Here is a 16,493-nt window from a genome sequence, read left to right as displayed (position 1 = left end):
TATTGAATTTGATAATATTCGACTATTGAAATAAGTAAGATGTTTAAATATCCTCAAAAATATTGAAAAGGGAAATGTTTATAAACTCGTTAAAAACTATTGTAAGCAAATTAAAAACCAACAATTGATTTCTATATCTTTAAAAAAAATGTACTGATGAACGAACGATCGCATAGTCTTTTAAAAATAAGACCGGAAATTGGAACTGCAAAAATCACTGATAATATGAGCAGTGAAGAGTACTTTCAAAACAAAACATTACGACAAGTTTTAAATATGCAGAATACATTATTATTACATGTATTTAAAAATTACATTGCAAAGCACAAAGATAAATTCTACACGCTTTCTTTAGAAAAAAGGTTTGAATATATTGAAAATGCTATACAAAGAGATATAAAGTTCAGAAACTCATTAAAAGGTATTGTTATAGGGCTTTTTACTGTGGAAGAATACGATTTATACACTCAAAATTCATCAGCATTAAATAAACGTATGATGAAAATGGTTGTTGAAAGGTTAAAAGATCAAATTCAAGCTTTTGAAAAAGAAGAAATCGCTTTAGTCTAAAAGCGATTCTCCATTTAAATCTGTTGTTAAAATATCACTCATTAAATCAAAAAATGGCCTAACCGAAGTAAATGAAGTTATAACCTTTTTTGAGAAATTAGGAGCGACAACTTCTTTATCCGTAAATTTTTTAATAAAAATATATTGCTTCTTTTTAATCAAATCAATGTCTTTATGCTCTTTATCAAAGCCTTTTGGTGAAGTTTTTAATTCATCACCTGTAATTGTACCCCATACTTTTTTAAATGAAGGTTCATTTATAATTTCTCTAAATTCACCGGCATCAAGTTCCAATTCTTTTCTTATTCTGAGTAAATCCTCTTTATTCGGTTCCCAAAAACCAACACCAATTACACTATCATTTGGTTTAATACGCACATAATAACCTCCTCTTAATTTAGCTCCACTCCTACTAAAAGAGCCAGACAAGTGTGTTTTATATGGTGTTTTATCTTTTGAGAATCGCACATCACGATAAATACGGAACATTTTAAATTTTTCAATATCATCATTCACATTTAAGCCTTCTAAAATTTCTTCAAAAAGTGCTTTTACCTCTGCTTGGTGCGCTTTAAAGGTAGGTTTATGGGCATCAAACCACTCTCTATTATTATTTTCTTTTAAATCTTTTAAGAAATTTAATGTTTCTTGTGTTAGTAGCATATTTTTATTCCGACTTAAAAATTGATTATTGTAACGAAAGTTAACCAAATTTTATAAGCCTCTTTTAAAATAATGGTTAATTTTGATAATAACAATTTTATACTATGGACTCAAAATTGATTATTGATAAAATAAATCAACATAAAAAACAGCCTAACTTAAGATTTCGACTTAAAGAGAAGGTTCAACTATTTACAGACAAGCTGTTTTACACCCTTTTTGATATTGATACTCCAGTAGAAGAAAATCTAACTACTTTAGAAGCCTTATTTGATGAGTTAGTAGAGTTAGGTTGTTGGGAAATTGATAAGCCATGTAAAAAAGTTTGGGATAGCTATGTAGTAAAACTCCCTGAGATATTAGAAAAATTAAATTTAGATGCAGAAGCGTTTGTAAACTGCGATCCTGCATCATCTACTATTGAAGAAGTATATATGGCCTACCCTGGTTTTTATGCCATTGCCATATATAGGTTAGCACATGAATTATATGTTGAAGGTTTCCCATTAGTACCAAGACTGATGACAGAATATGCACACCGACAAACTGGTGTTGACATTAATCCTGGAGCACAAATAGGTAAATCATTTTTTATAGATCATGGTACTGGTGTAGTTATTGGTGAAGCGGCAATTATTAAAGAAAATGTACGAATTTATCAAGGTGTTACTCTTGGCGGACTTTATGTTGCTAAAAATTTACGTAAAACTAAAAGACACCCTACTATTGAGGAAAATGTTACCATTTACGCAAATGCAACAATTTTAGGTGGCAAAACAACTATTGGTGCCAACAGTGTTATTGGTGGAAATGCCTTTATTACATCGTCAGTACCACCAAATTCGACAGTATACCATACATCAGAAATAAAAATAAAAACAGCACCAGATGCAAAATAAAATAATAGATTTAATAGGGAATACTCCCTTAGTTGAATCTCGTGTTTTAAACACAAACCCAAATGTTAAATTATATTTTAAATTAGAAGGTCAAAATCCTGGCGGTAGTGTAAAAGATAGAGCTGCATTTAACATGATTAAAAGTGCTTTAGATCGTGGTGATATTACTAAAGAAAGCCAACTTATTGAAGCTACAAGTGGAAATACAGGTATTGCTTTAGCTATGATTGCTGGTATTTATGGCTTAAATATTGAACTTGTAATGCCCGAAAATGCAACTAAAGAACGTGTACAAACAATGCGTGCTTATGGCGCTAAAGTAACTTTAACACCTAAAAATGTTGGTATTGAAGGCGCAAGAGATTATGCTGAAAACAAAGTTGAAAAAGAAGGCTTTCATATGCTAAACCAATTTGGAAATAACGACAATTGGAAAGCACATTACAAAACTACAGGACCTGAAATTTGGAATGATACAGATCATAAAGTAACACATTTTGTTTCATCAATGGGTACTACAGGTACTATTATGGGAACTTCAACATATTTGAAAGAGCAAAGTTCAGGTGTACAAATTGTAGGTGTGCAACCTACGGATGATTCTAGCATACCAGGTATTAGAAAATGGCCACAAGAATACTTACCTAAAATATTTAATGCCTCAAAGGTTGATCAAGTTTTAGAGGTTAGCCAAGAAGAAGCTACTGCTATGACAATTCGTTTAGCAAAAGAAGAGGGTATTTTTGCAGGTATGAGTAGTGGTGGCGCAGCTGCCGCGGCAATCCGTTTAGCAAATACTCTTGAAAATGGAGTTATTGTAAGTATTATTTGTGATCGTGGTGATCGCTATTTATCATCAGGAATTTTTGATAATTAACATTATAACCATTTTTTTCTCTTAAAATAGATTAGCATTACAATAAACATTGTAATCATAACAGCCCAGACAATCGGATAAGCATGCTTATAATGCAACTCTGGCATATGATCAAAATTCATTCCGTAGACACCAGCAATAAATGTTAACGGAATGAATATTGACGCCATAATCGTCAATACCTTCATCACTTCATTCATTTTATTGCTAATATTACTCATATACATTTCCATTAAACTCATAGACATTTCTCTATAAATTTGAAGACTTTCATTAATTTCAACGCAATGATCTTGAATATCTTTTAGGTAAATTTTTGTATCCTTTGATATCAAATGACTTTCAGAGTCAACCAAACGCCCTATTAATTCTCGCATTGGAAAAATATGACGACGTACTCGTAAAACCTCCTTTTTTAATTCTTGAATTCTTTTAGCAACATCTGATGTAGGGTTGTCGTAAACTTCTTCTTCTAAAACTTCTATTTTTAGATTGATATTTTCAAGTACAAGAAAATAATTATCTACTACCGCATCAAGCAACGCAAAAAACAAATAATCTGCGCCACGAGTTCTTATTCTACCAGACGATGCTTTAACTCTTTCACGGACACCATCAAAAACATCATCTTTTAACTCTTGAAATACCAATACTTTTGACTCTAATAATGTAATTGCTAAATGCTCACTGACAATTTCTTGGTTTTGATCTAAATACAACATTTTAAAAACCCCAAAAATATAATTATCATACTCATCAATCTTAGAGCGTTGTTGCGGATTCACAGCATCTTCTAAGACTAATGAATTTAATCCAAAAAGTTTTCCTAAAGTATCAATATAACTTTCATCACTTATTCCAATGACATCTATCCATGAAGTTACAGATACATCTTTGGTAGCTTCAATTTGTTCAAGACTATCAGGTATAACTAAATCATAAGATTCTTGTGCGTAATTAATAATTTTCACTTGAGTCTCCGTGTTTTCACGTTGCCCCATATACGTTATCGTACCAGGAGCCTTCCCCATTTTCTTATGTAAAGTTGATGTCCTTTTAATTTTGAATTTAGTTTTTTTAATTCCCATAATTAAATGTAAAGAATATTACTTGAACTTCAATTTATTTAATAATAAACCCGAACCTGGCGCTACGTAAGGTAGTTGCGTGTCATAATCAAGTTTCAATGACTCTTCAATATCATTTACACTAAGGTTCCCCTTACCTACTTCAACCAAAACACCCATCAACATTCTAATCTGATAACGCATAAAACCCTCACCATTAACGTGCAATGCATATGTTTTTTCAGGAAAAAAACTTGCAGAGATAATCGTATTCTCTTTTATCTCACAAGATTTTATTGTTCGAACAAATTTTTTATTCTCGCTTGCTCTAACCGTATAGGCTTTAAAATTATGGGTACCCTCAAACATTTTGGCTACAACCTTCATCTTATCCAAATCTAAATCACCTAAAAAAGTTACTAAACAAGGTGCGCAAAAAGGGTGACTTTTTTCTCCATATGCAAATAGGTACACATATTCTTTCTCTTTGCTATGCTGTATTATATTAAATTTCTTTTCTGCTTTTGAAACACTCAATATTCGAATATCTGGAGGAAGGTTAATATTAAAAAAATATACAAAATCATCTAAATCTTCAATAGGTTCTCCATCTAAATACAATTCAAATGCCGCTTCAAGAGCCGAAACTTTAGCATCTGTTCTACCCGCTCCTAATATTTTGTATACTCGATCTTCAATAACATACTTCAGTGTTTTGGTTAGCATTCCTTCAATAGTTTTTTGACCTGGTTGCTTTTGCCACCCACTATATCTAAACCCTAAAAACTGAACTTTTACCAAGTAATAATTTCGCTTTTTCTGCATCTATTTTTAAATCTAATGCAAAAATACTACTTAAATAAAAAACATGTAAACCTGTATTATCTACATTTATTTAAACAGACAATTACTCATTTTCTCAACGAAATTAGTATTTCAACGAATTTATTAATTTATAAAAACAAGAGTATGTTTCTTTAAACCACCAGTTTCCCGCGAAATAAACCTAACCAAATGAAATTCATACGTAAACTCTTTAGTTTTAAAAGGCTTTTAATTACTTCTATAATACTTTTACTAGTATTAAATGTTTTTAGTTTTTACGGACTTTACACACACAAATTTTACTTACTAGAATATGATAATTACATATTTCCTATTCTATCAATAGTACACTTTGTGTACTTATATGCGCTGTGGTTTAAAACAAATGAAAATGAGCCGCCAGATTTACCCATGAGAAATACAGAGTACACTCTCTATTTTGTCTTTTTAATTTACGTGTTCAAATTTTTAGAATCGATTTATATATTATCAACATACGATGATTTTAAAAACCATTATATTCCTGATACATTTTTACCCATTGGGATTTCACTTGTTGTTCTTTATTTTTTTCTGCTACTAATTACATTAGTAGCTTTCTATTATAGAAAAGAAAAAATTGGAGGATTTAATTTTGAAGATTATAACGATATTGACTCTTGGAAATAAATGAATTTGTAAGGAAAGTATTAAACTCCGACTATTTTAAAAGTTTTTAAGTATTTGTACTGATTTATCAGATTAAAATATGGGAAAACGAATTGCTATGAAATAAAACCCCTTCAATATTGAAGGGGTTTTGTATTTAAATCAAATTCCATTTATAAAACTACCGTATAAATCTTTAAATTGATAACCTTCTTCAAATCTATGTTTATTCAGTTTTTTATACGCCACTAAACCCCATAGTAAAAGTTCTTTTAAAAAATAAGAATCTTCTTTTGAAACTTCTGGTTGATATTCTTTTAATAATTGATTTAATGCTGGAATATCATCTAAAGCTCTTTTATATTCTTCATCCGTGTATTCATCTAAAAGCTCAAAACCTTCTCCTTGAAAAAACCAATGTAATAATTCATCGTAAGGAGTATCTTCTCCTTTTTTCTCTAATTTATTAATTTTAGGAAAGTATTTTGGGAAAGTTGTTTTTACAGCATCATCAATTAAAATTGCCGCAACACCGTCTGCACCTTCTTGCTCACCTTCGTAAACTAATTCTATCTTACCCGTAATTGCTGGTATAACGCCTAAAAAATCACTTAAACGAACCATTGTTTTATCAACCCCCGTAACTAAAGCTCTACGTTCTGCAGTACTTAGCAAATTCTCAAACGCAGTAATACTTGTACGAGCACTTACACCACTTTTAGCATCAACATACTCACTATCTCTTGCTTCAAAGCTTATTTGCTCTAACAAATCTTTTGCTAGGTCTGGCACATATACTGCATCACTTTGGCGAAGGTCTAATCTAGACTCTTGCTCAGTAATTTTACGAGCCGTTTCAATATCATCAGGATAATGTGTTAAGATTTGAGAGCCTATTCTATCTTTTAATGGAGTTACAATACTCCCCCTATTCGTGTAATCTTCAGGATTTGCAGTGAATACAAATTGTAAATCTAAAGGCAATCTTAATTTAAAGCCACGAATTTGTATGTCTCCTTCTTGCAAAATATTAAATAATGATACCTGAATACGTGCTTGTAAATCTGGCAACTCATTAATTACAAAAATGCAACGGTTTGCTCTTGGTATCATTCCGAAATGAATTACGCGATCATCAGCATACGATAATTTTAAATTCGCTGCTTTAATAGGATCAACATCTCCAATTAAATCTGCAACAGTAACATCTGGCGTTGCCAATTTCTCATAAAAGCGCTCATCACGATGTAACCATGTAATTGGCGCATCATCTCCTTTTTCTTTAATTAACTCAATAGCGTAACGAGACATAGGAATTAAAGGGTCATCATTAATTTCAGAACCTGAAACTACCGGGATAAACTCATCTAATAAGTTCACCATTAAACGTGCTAAACGTGTTTTGGCCTGTCCACGTAAACCTAGTAGGTTTATATTATGACGAGATAAAATAGCACGCTCTAATTGAGGAATAACAGAATTCTCATAGCCCCAAACGCCAGCAAAAGTCTCTTTTCCTGATTTTATACCTTCGACTAAGTTATCCCTAAGTTCGTCTTTTATACTTTTACTTTTATACCCTGAAGCTTTAAGTTGGCCCAAAGTAATTATTTCTTTATAATTCAATTGCATATTTTTTCTTTTGGTTTTGTGTTTTAAAACACAAGTTGTATTCGTATTTTATTTTAACCTTTTCTTTCTATTTGTTTCATAATCTTCAAAAATCATTTCTCCAAGTCCTTGTAATCCTGTAAAAAATGCTTTTCCTTTATTTGCTTCTGTAAACTCACGTATAAATTTCATTAAATATGGGTCTTGAGCAATCATGAAAGTAGTTATAGGTACATGAAGTTTTCTTGCCTGCCTTGCCATGTTATAACATTTTTCAACAATATAATCATCTAAACCAACGCTATTTTTATAATAACTACCATCTGGCATACGCAAACAACTTGGCTTACCATCGGTAATCATAAAAATTTGTTTATTGGTATTTCTTTTTCTTCTAAGAATATCCATAGCTAATTGCAAACCAGCCACCGTATTGGTATGATACGGACCAACTTTTAAATACGGTAAATCTTTAATGGGTATTGGCCAGGCATCATTTCCGAATACCAAAATATCTAAAGTATCTTTTGGGTAACGTGTTGTAATTAACTCTGCAAGAGCCATTGCGACTTTTTTTGCAGGTGTAATTCTATCTTCACCGTAGAGTATCATACTGTGGCTAATATCAATCATTAAAACTGTACTCATTTGTGATTTATGATGCGTATCTTCAACCACTAAATCATCTTCCGTAAGCGAAAAATTACCAATACCGTTATTAATTTGAGCATTTCTTAAGCTCTCTGTCATTGAAATATGCTCTAAACCATCGCCATATCGGTATGATCTAAACTCGCCTGTATGCTCATCACCACTACCCGTTTTTCCGGTTTTATGATTGCCCGCACCACTTCGTTTCAATTTTCCAAAAATTTGATCTAGTGCTCGTTGCCTTATTAAACGTTCCATTTTTGCCGTAATAGATATATCACCATTACTTTTTTCGCCATCAGAACCGTCTCCACCACCATCTTTGAACTCTTCTCGAATATACCCCTTAGCTTTTAAGTCTTCAATAAAGTCTTCAATAGTGTAATTCTCATCTGTTAATTCGTATTCCTTATCCAATTCTCTTAACCAATCAATCGCTTCATCAAAATCACCTGAAGTATGTGTAATGAGTTCTTGAAAAATATCAAAGAGTTTTTCGAAAGGAGTTAGATTTGGCGCTTCATACGTAGCAAACCGAAATCCTTTTCTAATATTCATAGCCATCCTATAAAAATAAGGATTTTTAAAAAGCAAAACGAGCATTTAAGAAACCTTAACGCAACAAAAAGTGTAAATTTACTAGTTATGGAATTACAACAAACTATCGGTTTTTTAAAAACACCTGCACTTTGGGATTCAGAATTGTTAGAGGTTACACAATTTAACTTTCCAGAAATTGATATTTCAAATTTCATTCCAAAACAGATTCCAAATAATTTAAGATTAGGACATCAAATAGAACATATATTTCATCAATTAATCACACAACAAAATGAGTATGAAGTTTTGCTTTTTAACGAACCCATCAGGAACGAAAATAGAACACTTGGCGAGTTAGATTTTATTATAAAAAACACTAAAACAAATATTTATTATCACATTGAATTAACCTATAAATTTTACTTGATAGATTTTTCCAATACTGACCCAATTCATCAACTTATCGGGCCTAATAAAAAAGATTCATTTTATCAAAAATTAACTAAAATAAAAGAGAAACAATTTAAACTATTACATTCAATAGAAGCTTGTAAATTACTGATAAAAAATAATTTAAATAATTTATTGATAAATTCGCAAACCTGTTTTAAAGCACAATTATTCATTCCGTATTTCAACAAAGAAAAACCTATTATTCCTTTCAAAAAAGAAAGTATTTTTGGGTATTGGATTTCTTATACAAATTTTAAACATGATACTTTTTTTGCCCATAAATTTTACATTCCAACAAAGAAAGAATGGGTTGTTAAACCTCATGAAAATGTAGCGTATAAAACACAACAAAATATACACTCTGAAATAGAAGAAATGATAAACAGAAAAAGGTCTCCAATGGTGTGGTTAAAAAGTGAAAATAATGATTATTCAAAATTATTTATTGTTTGGTGGTAGCGCAATATTAAATAATCAGTAGCGTTAATTAGTAAGTAAAAACTTACAAAAACCTCCCAAATGATAAAATTATTACTACCTCTACTATTCTTATTTAGCTTCAATAGTAGTCAAGAAATTGATTGGAACTCTACTTACACTCAAGCAACTTACGCCTTAAATCATTCCAAAAAAGCACTAAAATCGAATAATTTTGATCACCAAAGACATTATTCTGAAAAAGCTTTAGAAGCTTATGATAAAATTGCTAGTTATTTAGAGTTACATAGTGATGAAGAATTAAAATTGAAAATTCAGAATACAATTAATGATTTAGAACACGCCGTAGACGCTCCTGATTGGGACAGAGGTAGATTTTACAGCAAGAGAGTTTACGAAAATACACAAGACTTTATAACCACTTTAGATTTGCGGGCAGAAAAAGAAAGCATCCGAAACAATGCCGAAGTATCTGAAGCTAAGATTATAGAATAACTTTTGGTACTTTTGATATACTTTTTCAATTGTACAAATGAATCATAAGCTTAAAATATTTAAAAGTGTAGCCTACCACTCTAGTTTCACTAAAGCAGCATCACAATTATTTATTTCACAACCTGCTATCTCAAAAGCAATACGAACTTTAGAAGACGAATACAAGACAACATTTTTCTTAAGAAAACGTAATTCTATTGAGCTTACTGCGGACGGCAAAGCTTTTTTAAGTTATGTAAACAGAATACTAGACATACAAACTGAAATGGAAAATCAGTTTTTAAATAAGAAAGAAGCCTTTCCTGATCAAATTACCTTTGGCGTAAGCACAACAGTCGCAAATTATATTATCCCCAAAATAATCGCCTTATTTAACACGCAATTTCCTAAAGTTAATCTTAATATTGAAAGTGAAAATTCAGAAGAGATTGAAAACCTGATTTTAAATCAACAACTAGATTTTGGTATTACTGAAGGTAAAAACACGAATAGAAAATTACAGTTTACTAAATTCATCAAAGACGAGATTGTTTTAGTAACCAACACGAATAACAATACATTGAAAAAAGAAACCATCAACACCAAAATTCTACAAGAAATACCTTTAGTTGAACGCGAAATGGGCTCTGGAACACGTGAAATTATTTATGATGTTTTTAAAACACAAAATATTAAAAAATTAAACACAACTATTACCCTAAACAGCACAGAAGCTATAAAAAACTACTTATACTATAGTAATAGTTACGCTTTACTTTCTATAAATGCGGTTCGAGAAGATCTTATTAATAACAAACTAAAAATAATTGACATTAAAGGCATCTCTATAGAAAGATGGTTTTATTTCGTATCGAGAACTGGTTATAAATCTAGCGTCATGGATTATTTTGAAAAATTTATTAGAACCAACCATAACTTTTAGTTATATATGATAAGTATTTAAATTGCTTAAAAGTTATATTACACAAGTATCTTTACACCATAAAATTTATGGTTATGAAAAATCTTGGTATAAAATTCATATTCTTTTTAATAATAACACTTGCTCTTTTAGGGTTAATTAATAGTCCTACAGCACTAATATTGGGTTTTGCATTTTCTTTAATTTTTCAAAATCCATTCAAATCATACACCCATAAAGCAATTCATTTATTTTTAAAAATAGCGGTAGTTGGTTTAGGTTTCGGAATGTTTATTAACGAAACTCTAAAAACCAGCAAAGAAGGCTTAGGCTTAACATTTTTATCAATAATATCCACACTAACTTTAGGGTATATAATCACAAGGCTACTTAAAATTGACTTGAAGTTAGGGCATTTAATTACCTCAGGAACTTCAATTTGCGGAGGAAGCGCAATTGCAGCAATATCTCCTGTCATAAAAGCAAAAAGCAAAACTATCAGTATTGCTCTAGCTATTGTTTTTTTATTAAACTCGATCGCTTTATTTGTATTTCCTAGTGTAGGACATTTGCTTAATTTAAACCAACATGATTTTGGCTTGTGGTGTGCGGTAGCAATTCATGACACAAGTTCTGTTGTTGGCGCTGCTATGGGGTTTGGTGATGAAGCTTTGCGTATTGCAACAACTGTTAAACTATCTAGAACCTTATGGATTATTCCTCTTTCTATAGTTTCAATGTTTCTTTTTAAAACCAGAGGTGAGAAAATTAAAATTCCTTACTTCATTGGCTTATTTATTTTGACCATTCTTATAAATAGTTATCACATAGTGCCAGAAAGCATAACAAATAATATTGTTTTATACGCAAAAAGACTTCTTGTAATCACTTTATTTTTAGTAGGCGCAACAATATCACTCAAAGACTTTAAAACAACAGGATTCAAGCCAATTTTACTTGCCTTTTGCCTTTGGGTATTTATCTCTATCTTTTCTCTTGTTTACATTATGTACCTATAATTACAAAAACATAAAGCCCCTTTGCAGAAATCTACAAAGGGGCTTTAAACTATAATTTGTTTAACTATGCCGCTAACTCTCTAGTTAACCAACCACTTTTTCCTGCAGTTGCTATAGCATAAGGTGTAATCCAGAATAAACCGAATGTATATAAAATACTATATGAATACGCCCAAAACGCTTCTTTTAAATCATATCTTTTAGCGTAAAACAACACTGGGAAAGATGACATTATTAGAATACTCAATAATGTTGAACTCAAAAATAAAACTGGTTGCGTTATTACAAAAAACAACATAAATAATAAAAAAGGATACGACATAATCATTTTAATAGATTGTGTTAAAAACAACAACCTTGACCCAAATTTATTACCCTCTTTAAAATCTGTGAATACAAATTTAGACATTGCAATGTTTTCACGAACGTTACTTCTACCCCATCTGATAAACATTTTATATAAGCCTGTATAATCTTCAGGAACATTTGTATATGCGTATGCATTTCTTTGAAACAACACACTAAAACCTTGCCTTAATATCATATTAGTTAAAGCTCTATCTTCACCAATATCAGAAGCTTTACCCATAAATTTTTGATCAATCCATTCTTCTAAACAATCAAAAACCGCAGTTGACCTGTATGCTGCTAAAGCCCCTGGCGTACATAAAACAGAATTTAAACTACTTTCCGCTGAACGCTTGAACTCAAAACTCATCACAAAACTAACGTTAAGCATTTTTGGCAATAATGCTTTTTTATTATTCAAGACTTGAATATTACCTGCAACTGCTCCACATTTTTCATCAACTACTAACGGACTTACTAAATTACGTAGTGTATCTTCATTTACAATTGAATCACTATCTACAGTAACAAAAATCTCACCAGTCCCAAGGTGAAAACCACGATATAAAGCATGACGTTTACCCATATTTTTAGGTTGTTGCATTATAGTAACTTGATCCCCTAAAATTCTTTTAGCTTCTTGCATCCAGAACCAAGTATCGTCTTTACTACCGTCATCAATTGAAAGTAATTGTAATTTTTCTTTAGGATAATCACTTTTTGCCAAACTTTTTAAAGTTGCCCAAACTTGTTTTCCTTCATTATACGCAGGTACAATTACTGTTACTGTAGGCAATTCTTCGTCACTTACTGAAGCAATAGGCTTGTATTTAAAATACAAATATAAATCGTAAAGAAACGTTATCGAACTAAATGTAAATATTACAGCGGCAAGGGTAAAAAAAGCAAATCCCCAACTTGAATTCATTCTTTCAAAATTAAATTTCGAAAAATCTTCTTGCAAAAGGTAAACCGAATAAGCAGCTCCTAACATTAACACAAAAGAACTTAATAAAACCACTAATGCTCGATAATTGATATCGCTAGTTTTTTGAGATGCTTTTGCATATTTATTATTTACTGATTTTAAATTAATCGTTCCAGATTTCATATTATAGGCTTGTTTAAATTTTAATGTCATTTTTGAATAGTATTAACAATTTGCATACCATTACCAATTACAACCTAAACACTAGCCTCAAACACTATTCACTATATTTTTTGTGTATAATTTTTACACACAAAATGTATAATTATACACTTTACACATTTATTTGCTTTGAAAAACTCTTCCAATAAAACATAAAAAAATTCGGAACACTATATTTGAATAGCATTCCGAATTTCAATAAAGTATTTTTTTGAACCTAGTTTCTTTTCACTAAAACATCTTCAACATCTTTTAATGTAAAACCTTTAGCCTGCAAAAGTATTAGATAATGAAACAATAAATCTGCACTTTCATCTAAAAACAGTTTGTCATCATTATCTTTTGCTTCAATGACAACCTCTACCGCTTCTTCTCCTACTTTCTGAGCTACTTTATTAATTCCTTTTCTGTATAAAGATGCCACATAGCTATCTTTATTCTCAGGATTTTCTCTACGATCTTTGATAATAGCTTCTAATTTTGTTAGAAAACCAAAATTACTTGAATTCTCTTCACTCCAACAAGTATCTGTACCTGTATGACACGTCGGCCCCGCAGGATTAACAGTCACCAACAATGTATCATTATCACAATCATTTTTAATAGCTACAAGGTTTAAAAAATTTCCACTTTCTTCCCCTTTTGTCCATAAACGATTTTTAGAACGACTAAAAAAAGTAACTTTTTTAGTTTTTTGTGTTTTATCAAAAGCCTCTTGGTTCATATAACCCAACATCAAAACGTTTTTTGTTGTTGCATCTTGGATAATAGCTGGTATTAATCCGTCTGAATTTTTATCAAAATCTATTTTCATACTATCTTATATTCTAACAGGAATCCCGTTATTTTTTAATTCTTCTTTTAAATCTGCTATTTCAATCTCTTTAAAATGAAATACACTTGCAGCAAGTGCCGCATCTGCCTTGCCATCAATAAATGTATCTGTAAAATGTTGCATATTTCCTGCTCCACCTGATGCTATGATTGGAATATTTAATTCCGTTGATAATTTAGCTAAAGCTTCATTTGCAAAACCATCTTTAGTACCATCATTATCCATTGATGTGAATAATATTTCACCTGCACCACGTTCTTCTACTTCTTTTGCCCAATCAAATAAACGAATTTCTGTAGGTACTTTTCCTCCAACTAAATGAACAATCCACTCTCCATCAATTTGTTTTGCATCTATAGCAACTACAATACATTGAGAGCCAAATTTTGCAGACAAATCATTAATTAACTGCGGATTTTTTACTGCTGATGAATTAATTGAGACTTTATCAGCTCCATTTTGAAGTAAAACGTCTACATCTTCAATAGAAGAGATACCACCACCAACAGTAAAGGGAATATTTACCTTTTCTGCAACATGAAACACCAACTCCGCAAGTGTTTTACGTCTTTCTTCAGTTGCTGAAATATCTAAAAAAACTAACTCATCAGCTCCTGAACTCGCATAAAGCGCCGCTAACTCTACAGGATCTCCTGCATCACGCAAATCAACAAAGTTCACCCCTTTTACAGTCCTACCGTTTTTAATATCTAAACAAGGTATAATACGTTTTGTAAGCATTGGTTTTTTATTTATTTAGAATAAACTCTTCTAATTGTTTTAAGCTAATTCTGTTCTCGTAAATTGCTTTTCCGATAATTGTACCTTCACAACCCAACTCAGCTAATTTTGGTAACTCGTCAAAAGTAGAAATACCTCCTGAAGCAATTAAATTTATTCCAGAACCATTAATTCCCTTACCCGTTTGTTCTAGTATTTTTTTATACAAATCAAAAGAAGGGCCCTGCAACATACCGTCTTTACTAATATCAGTACAAATCACAAAAACAATTCCGTTATCTTGATATCCTTTTATAAACGGAATTAACTCTTCTTTCGAATCTTCTTGCCAGCCCGATACTGCAATTTTTTCATTTAAAGCATCAGCTCCAAGTATAATCTTTTCAGCACCGTATGCCTCAATCCAACCCGAGAATGTGTCTCTATCTTTCACAGCAATACTACCACCCGTAATTTGCGAAGCACCACTATTAAAAGCTATTTTTAAATCCTCATTCGTTTTTAAACCTCCACCAAAATCAATTTTTAAACTTGTTTTTGATGCAATTTGCTCTAAAACCTTATGATTTACAATGTGTTTTGATTTTGCACCGTCTAAATCTACTAAATGTAAATATTCAATTCCGTGAGCCTCAAATTCTTTTGCAACCTCTAAAGGGTTCTCGTTATATATTTTTTTGGTATCGTAATCTCCTTTTGAAAGTCGGACACATTTACCATCTATAATATCTATTGCAGGAATTATTCGCATTATAATTTTATTTTATCAATGGACATCCAAAATTTTGAATCTCCAACTTTTTTAAATCCATGACGCTCATACAAACCATGAGCATCTTTCGTTTTTAAGGCTACTGTTTTTACTTTTTTAATTAATTCATGTGTCATCACATAATTAATTAGTTGCTTCCCATAGCCATTACCCTGAAATTCGGTAAATACAATTACATCCATCAAATAAGCAAACAAAATATGGTCTGTAACCACTCTTGTAAATGCTATTTGATTCCCGTTTTCTGCATACAAACCAAAACAGAAGGAATTAGTTATGGTTATTTCAACATCCTCAACAGACCTTCCTTCTCCCCAATAAGATTCATTACTAATGTATTGTTGAATCTTATGAACATCAAGTTTACTTTTATCTGTTGAAAATACTAAGGACATATTATTTCATTTTCAAAAAATTCAATAGAATTTTCTCTCCGATACTACTACTTTTTTCAGGATGAAATTGTGTGCCATAAAAATTATCTTTCTTTAAAGCCGCACTATACTCTACATCATATTCAGATGTAGCTATAGTTTCATCACATTTTGGAGCATAAAAACTATGCACCAAATAAATATATTCTGCTTCTGGAATATCATTGAATAAATCAGCTTTCAAATTCTTAATTTGATTCCAACCTATTTGAGGCACTTTTACTTTGTCTGTAAATTTTATAACATCAACATCAAAAATCCCTAAGCCTTTAGTAGCGCCTTCTTCAGTAGAATTACACATCAATTGCATTCCTAAACAAATTCCTAAAACTGGTTGCTTTAACTTAGGAACCAAAGTATCTAAACCACTATCACGTAATTTTTGCATAGCACTACTCGCTTCACCTACACCAGGAAAAATTACTTTGTCAGCATTTAATATTTCATTCACATCATTTGACAAAACAGCCTCAAAACCAAGTCTTTGAATTGCAAATTTTATGCTTTGAATATTACCAGCCCCGTAATTTATTATTACAATTTTCATTCTATATTT

19 protein-coding genes are annotated in these 16,493 nt (G+C 31.0%); 8 read left to right on the top strand and 11 right to left on the bottom strand.

What is annotated here, in order from left to right; genetic code table 11:
* Nucleotides 1-156: 156 nt before the first annotated feature.
* A complete protein-coding gene (locus KO500_RS07265; protein WP_215955859.1) occupies nt 157-570 on the top strand; it encodes a glyoxalase in 414 nt (137 codons plus the stop codon).
* Here KO500_RS07265 and KO500_RS07260 read toward each other — a convergent pair.
* Entirely contained in the window at nt 562-1,233 is a 672-nt protein-coding gene (locus KO500_RS07260) for a DUF2461 domain-containing protein (RefSeq protein ID WP_215955858.1), read from the bottom strand. The genes KO500_RS07265 and KO500_RS07260 overlap by 9 nt on opposite strands.
* A gap of 104 nt (nt 1,234-1,337) precedes the next feature.
* On the opposite strand from KO500_RS07260, the gene epsC reads away from it, so the two are divergent.
* Nucleotides 1,338-2,132 carry a serine O-acetyltransferase EpsC gene (epsC, locus tag KO500_RS07255; RefSeq protein ID WP_215955857.1) on the top strand — a complete coding sequence of 265 codons (795 nt, stop codon included), beginning with the start codon at nt 1,338-1,340 and terminating at the stop codon, nt 2,130-2,132.
* Entirely contained in the window at nt 2,122-3,009 is an 888-nt protein-coding gene (gene cysM, locus KO500_RS07250) for a cysteine synthase CysM (protein WP_215955856.1), read from the top strand. Before epsC ends, cysM begins: the two co-directional genes overlap by 11 nt.
* 2 nt (nt 3,010-3,011) lie before the next feature.
* Here cysM and corA read toward each other — a convergent pair whose 3' ends face one another.
* Entirely contained in the window at nt 3,012-4,097 is a 1,086-nt protein-coding gene (gene corA / locus KO500_RS07245; RefSeq protein ID WP_215955855.1) for a magnesium/cobalt transporter CorA, read from the bottom strand.
* Nucleotides 4,098-4,115: 18 nt separating this feature from the next.
* Nucleotides 4,116-4,901 (bottom strand): tRNA pseudouridine(38-40) synthase TruA, encoded by a 786-nt coding sequence (gene truA / locus KO500_RS07240; RefSeq protein WP_215955854.1) that lies wholly within the window; start codon nt 4,899-4,901, stop codon nt 4,116-4,118.
* Nucleotides 4,902-5,090: 189 nt separating this feature from the next.
* Here truA and KO500_RS07235 point away from each other — a divergent pair, with 189 nt between their 5' ends.
* Nucleotides 5,091-5,570: a hypothetical protein gene (locus tag KO500_RS07235; RefSeq protein WP_215955853.1), complete on the top strand. Its 480-nt coding sequence runs from the start codon at nt 5,091-5,093 to the stop codon at nt 5,568-5,570.
* 141 nt (nt 5,571-5,711) lie between these two features.
* Here KO500_RS07235 and KO500_RS07230 read toward each other — a convergent pair whose 3' ends face one another.
* Both KO500_RS07230 and KO500_RS07225 read right to left on the bottom strand, forming a co-directional pair.
* Nucleotides 5,712-7,181 carry a magnesium chelatase gene (locus KO500_RS07230; RefSeq protein ID WP_215955852.1) on the bottom strand — a complete coding sequence of 490 codons (1,470 nt, stop codon included), beginning with the start codon at nt 7,179-7,181 and terminating at the stop codon, nt 5,712-5,714.
* Between the two features lie 48 nt (nt 7,182-7,229).
* The gene (locus tag KO500_RS07225) at nt 7,230-8,375 is read right to left on the bottom strand and encodes a vWA domain-containing protein (protein ID WP_215955851.1); all 1,146 of its coding nucleotides are present in this window, start codon (nt 8,373-8,375) and stop codon (nt 7,230-7,232) included.
* Nucleotides 8,376-8,456: 81 nt separating this feature from the next.
* On the opposite strand from KO500_RS07225, the gene KO500_RS07220 reads away from it, so the two are divergent.
* From KO500_RS07220 to KO500_RS07205, 4 genes are all read left to right on the top strand, one after another.
* The gene (locus tag KO500_RS07220) at nt 8,457-9,263 is read left to right on the top strand and encodes a DUF1853 family protein (protein WP_215955850.1); all 807 of its coding nucleotides are present in this window, start codon (nt 8,457-8,459) and stop codon (nt 9,261-9,263) included.
* Nucleotides 9,264-9,323: 60 nt separating this feature from the next.
* Nucleotides 9,324-9,737, top strand: coding sequence for a hypothetical protein (locus KO500_RS07215; RefSeq protein WP_215955849.1), 414 nt, complete (start codon nt 9,324-9,326; stop codon nt 9,735-9,737).
* Nucleotides 9,738-9,774: 37 nt separating this feature from the next.
* The gene (locus KO500_RS07210) at nt 9,775-10,659 is read left to right on the top strand and encodes a LysR substrate-binding domain-containing protein (protein ID WP_215955848.1); all 885 of its coding nucleotides are present in this window, start codon (nt 9,775-9,777) and stop codon (nt 10,657-10,659) included.
* A 74-nt stretch (nt 10,660-10,733) separates the two neighbouring features.
* Entirely contained in the window at nt 10,734-11,657 is a 924-nt protein-coding gene (locus KO500_RS07205; RefSeq protein ID WP_215955847.1) for a YeiH family protein, read from the top strand.
* Between the two features lie 64 nt (nt 11,658-11,721).
* Here the strand turns inward: KO500_RS07205 and KO500_RS07200 are convergent, their stop codons facing one another.
* The 6 genes from KO500_RS07200 to hisH all read right to left on the bottom strand — a co-directional run bounded on the left by KO500_RS07200 (nt 11,722) and on the right by hisH (nt 16,484).
* Entirely contained in the window at nt 11,722-13,146 is a 1,425-nt protein-coding gene (locus tag KO500_RS07200; RefSeq protein ID WP_252732442.1) for a glycosyltransferase, read from the bottom strand.
* 226 nt (nt 13,147-13,372) lie between these two features.
* Nucleotides 13,373-13,969, bottom strand: a complete 597-nt coding sequence (gene hisIE / locus KO500_RS07195) for a bifunctional phosphoribosyl-AMP cyclohydrolase/phosphoribosyl-ATP diphosphatase HisIE (protein WP_215955846.1) — start codon at nt 13,967-13,969, stop codon at nt 13,373-13,375.
* 6 nt (nt 13,970-13,975) lie between these two features.
* Nucleotides 13,976-14,731: an imidazole glycerol phosphate synthase subunit HisF gene (hisF, locus tag KO500_RS07190; protein WP_215955845.1), complete on the bottom strand. Its 756-nt coding sequence runs from the start codon at nt 14,729-14,731 to the stop codon at nt 13,976-13,978.
* 7 nt (nt 14,732-14,738) lie between these two features.
* On the bottom strand, nt 14,739-15,482 hold the full coding sequence (gene hisA / locus KO500_RS07185; RefSeq protein ID WP_215955844.1) for a 1-(5-phosphoribosyl)-5-[(5-phosphoribosylamino)methylideneamino]imidazole-4-carboxamide isomerase: 744 nt from the start codon (nt 15,480-15,482) through the stop codon (nt 14,739-14,741).
* Nucleotides 15,482-15,898, bottom strand: a complete 417-nt coding sequence (locus KO500_RS07180) for a GNAT family N-acetyltransferase (protein ID WP_215955843.1) — start codon at nt 15,896-15,898, stop codon at nt 15,482-15,484. Before KO500_RS07180 ends, hisA begins: the two co-directional genes overlap by 1 nt.
* Before the next feature lies 1 nt (nt 15,899).
* A complete protein-coding gene (gene hisH, locus KO500_RS07175; protein ID WP_215955842.1) occupies nt 15,900-16,484 on the bottom strand; it encodes an imidazole glycerol phosphate synthase subunit HisH in 585 nt (194 codons plus the stop codon).
* Between the last annotated feature and the right edge of the window lie 9 nt (nt 16,485-16,493).

The organism is Cellulophaga baltica, from assembly GCF_018861125.1.
GTDB lineage: Bacteria > Bacteroidota > Bacteroidia > Flavobacteriales > Flavobacteriaceae > Cellulophaga > Cellulophaga baltica_A.
The sequence above is the reverse complement of the archived record's forward strand: the minus strand, read 5'-3'. Positions and strand labels throughout refer to the sequence as shown.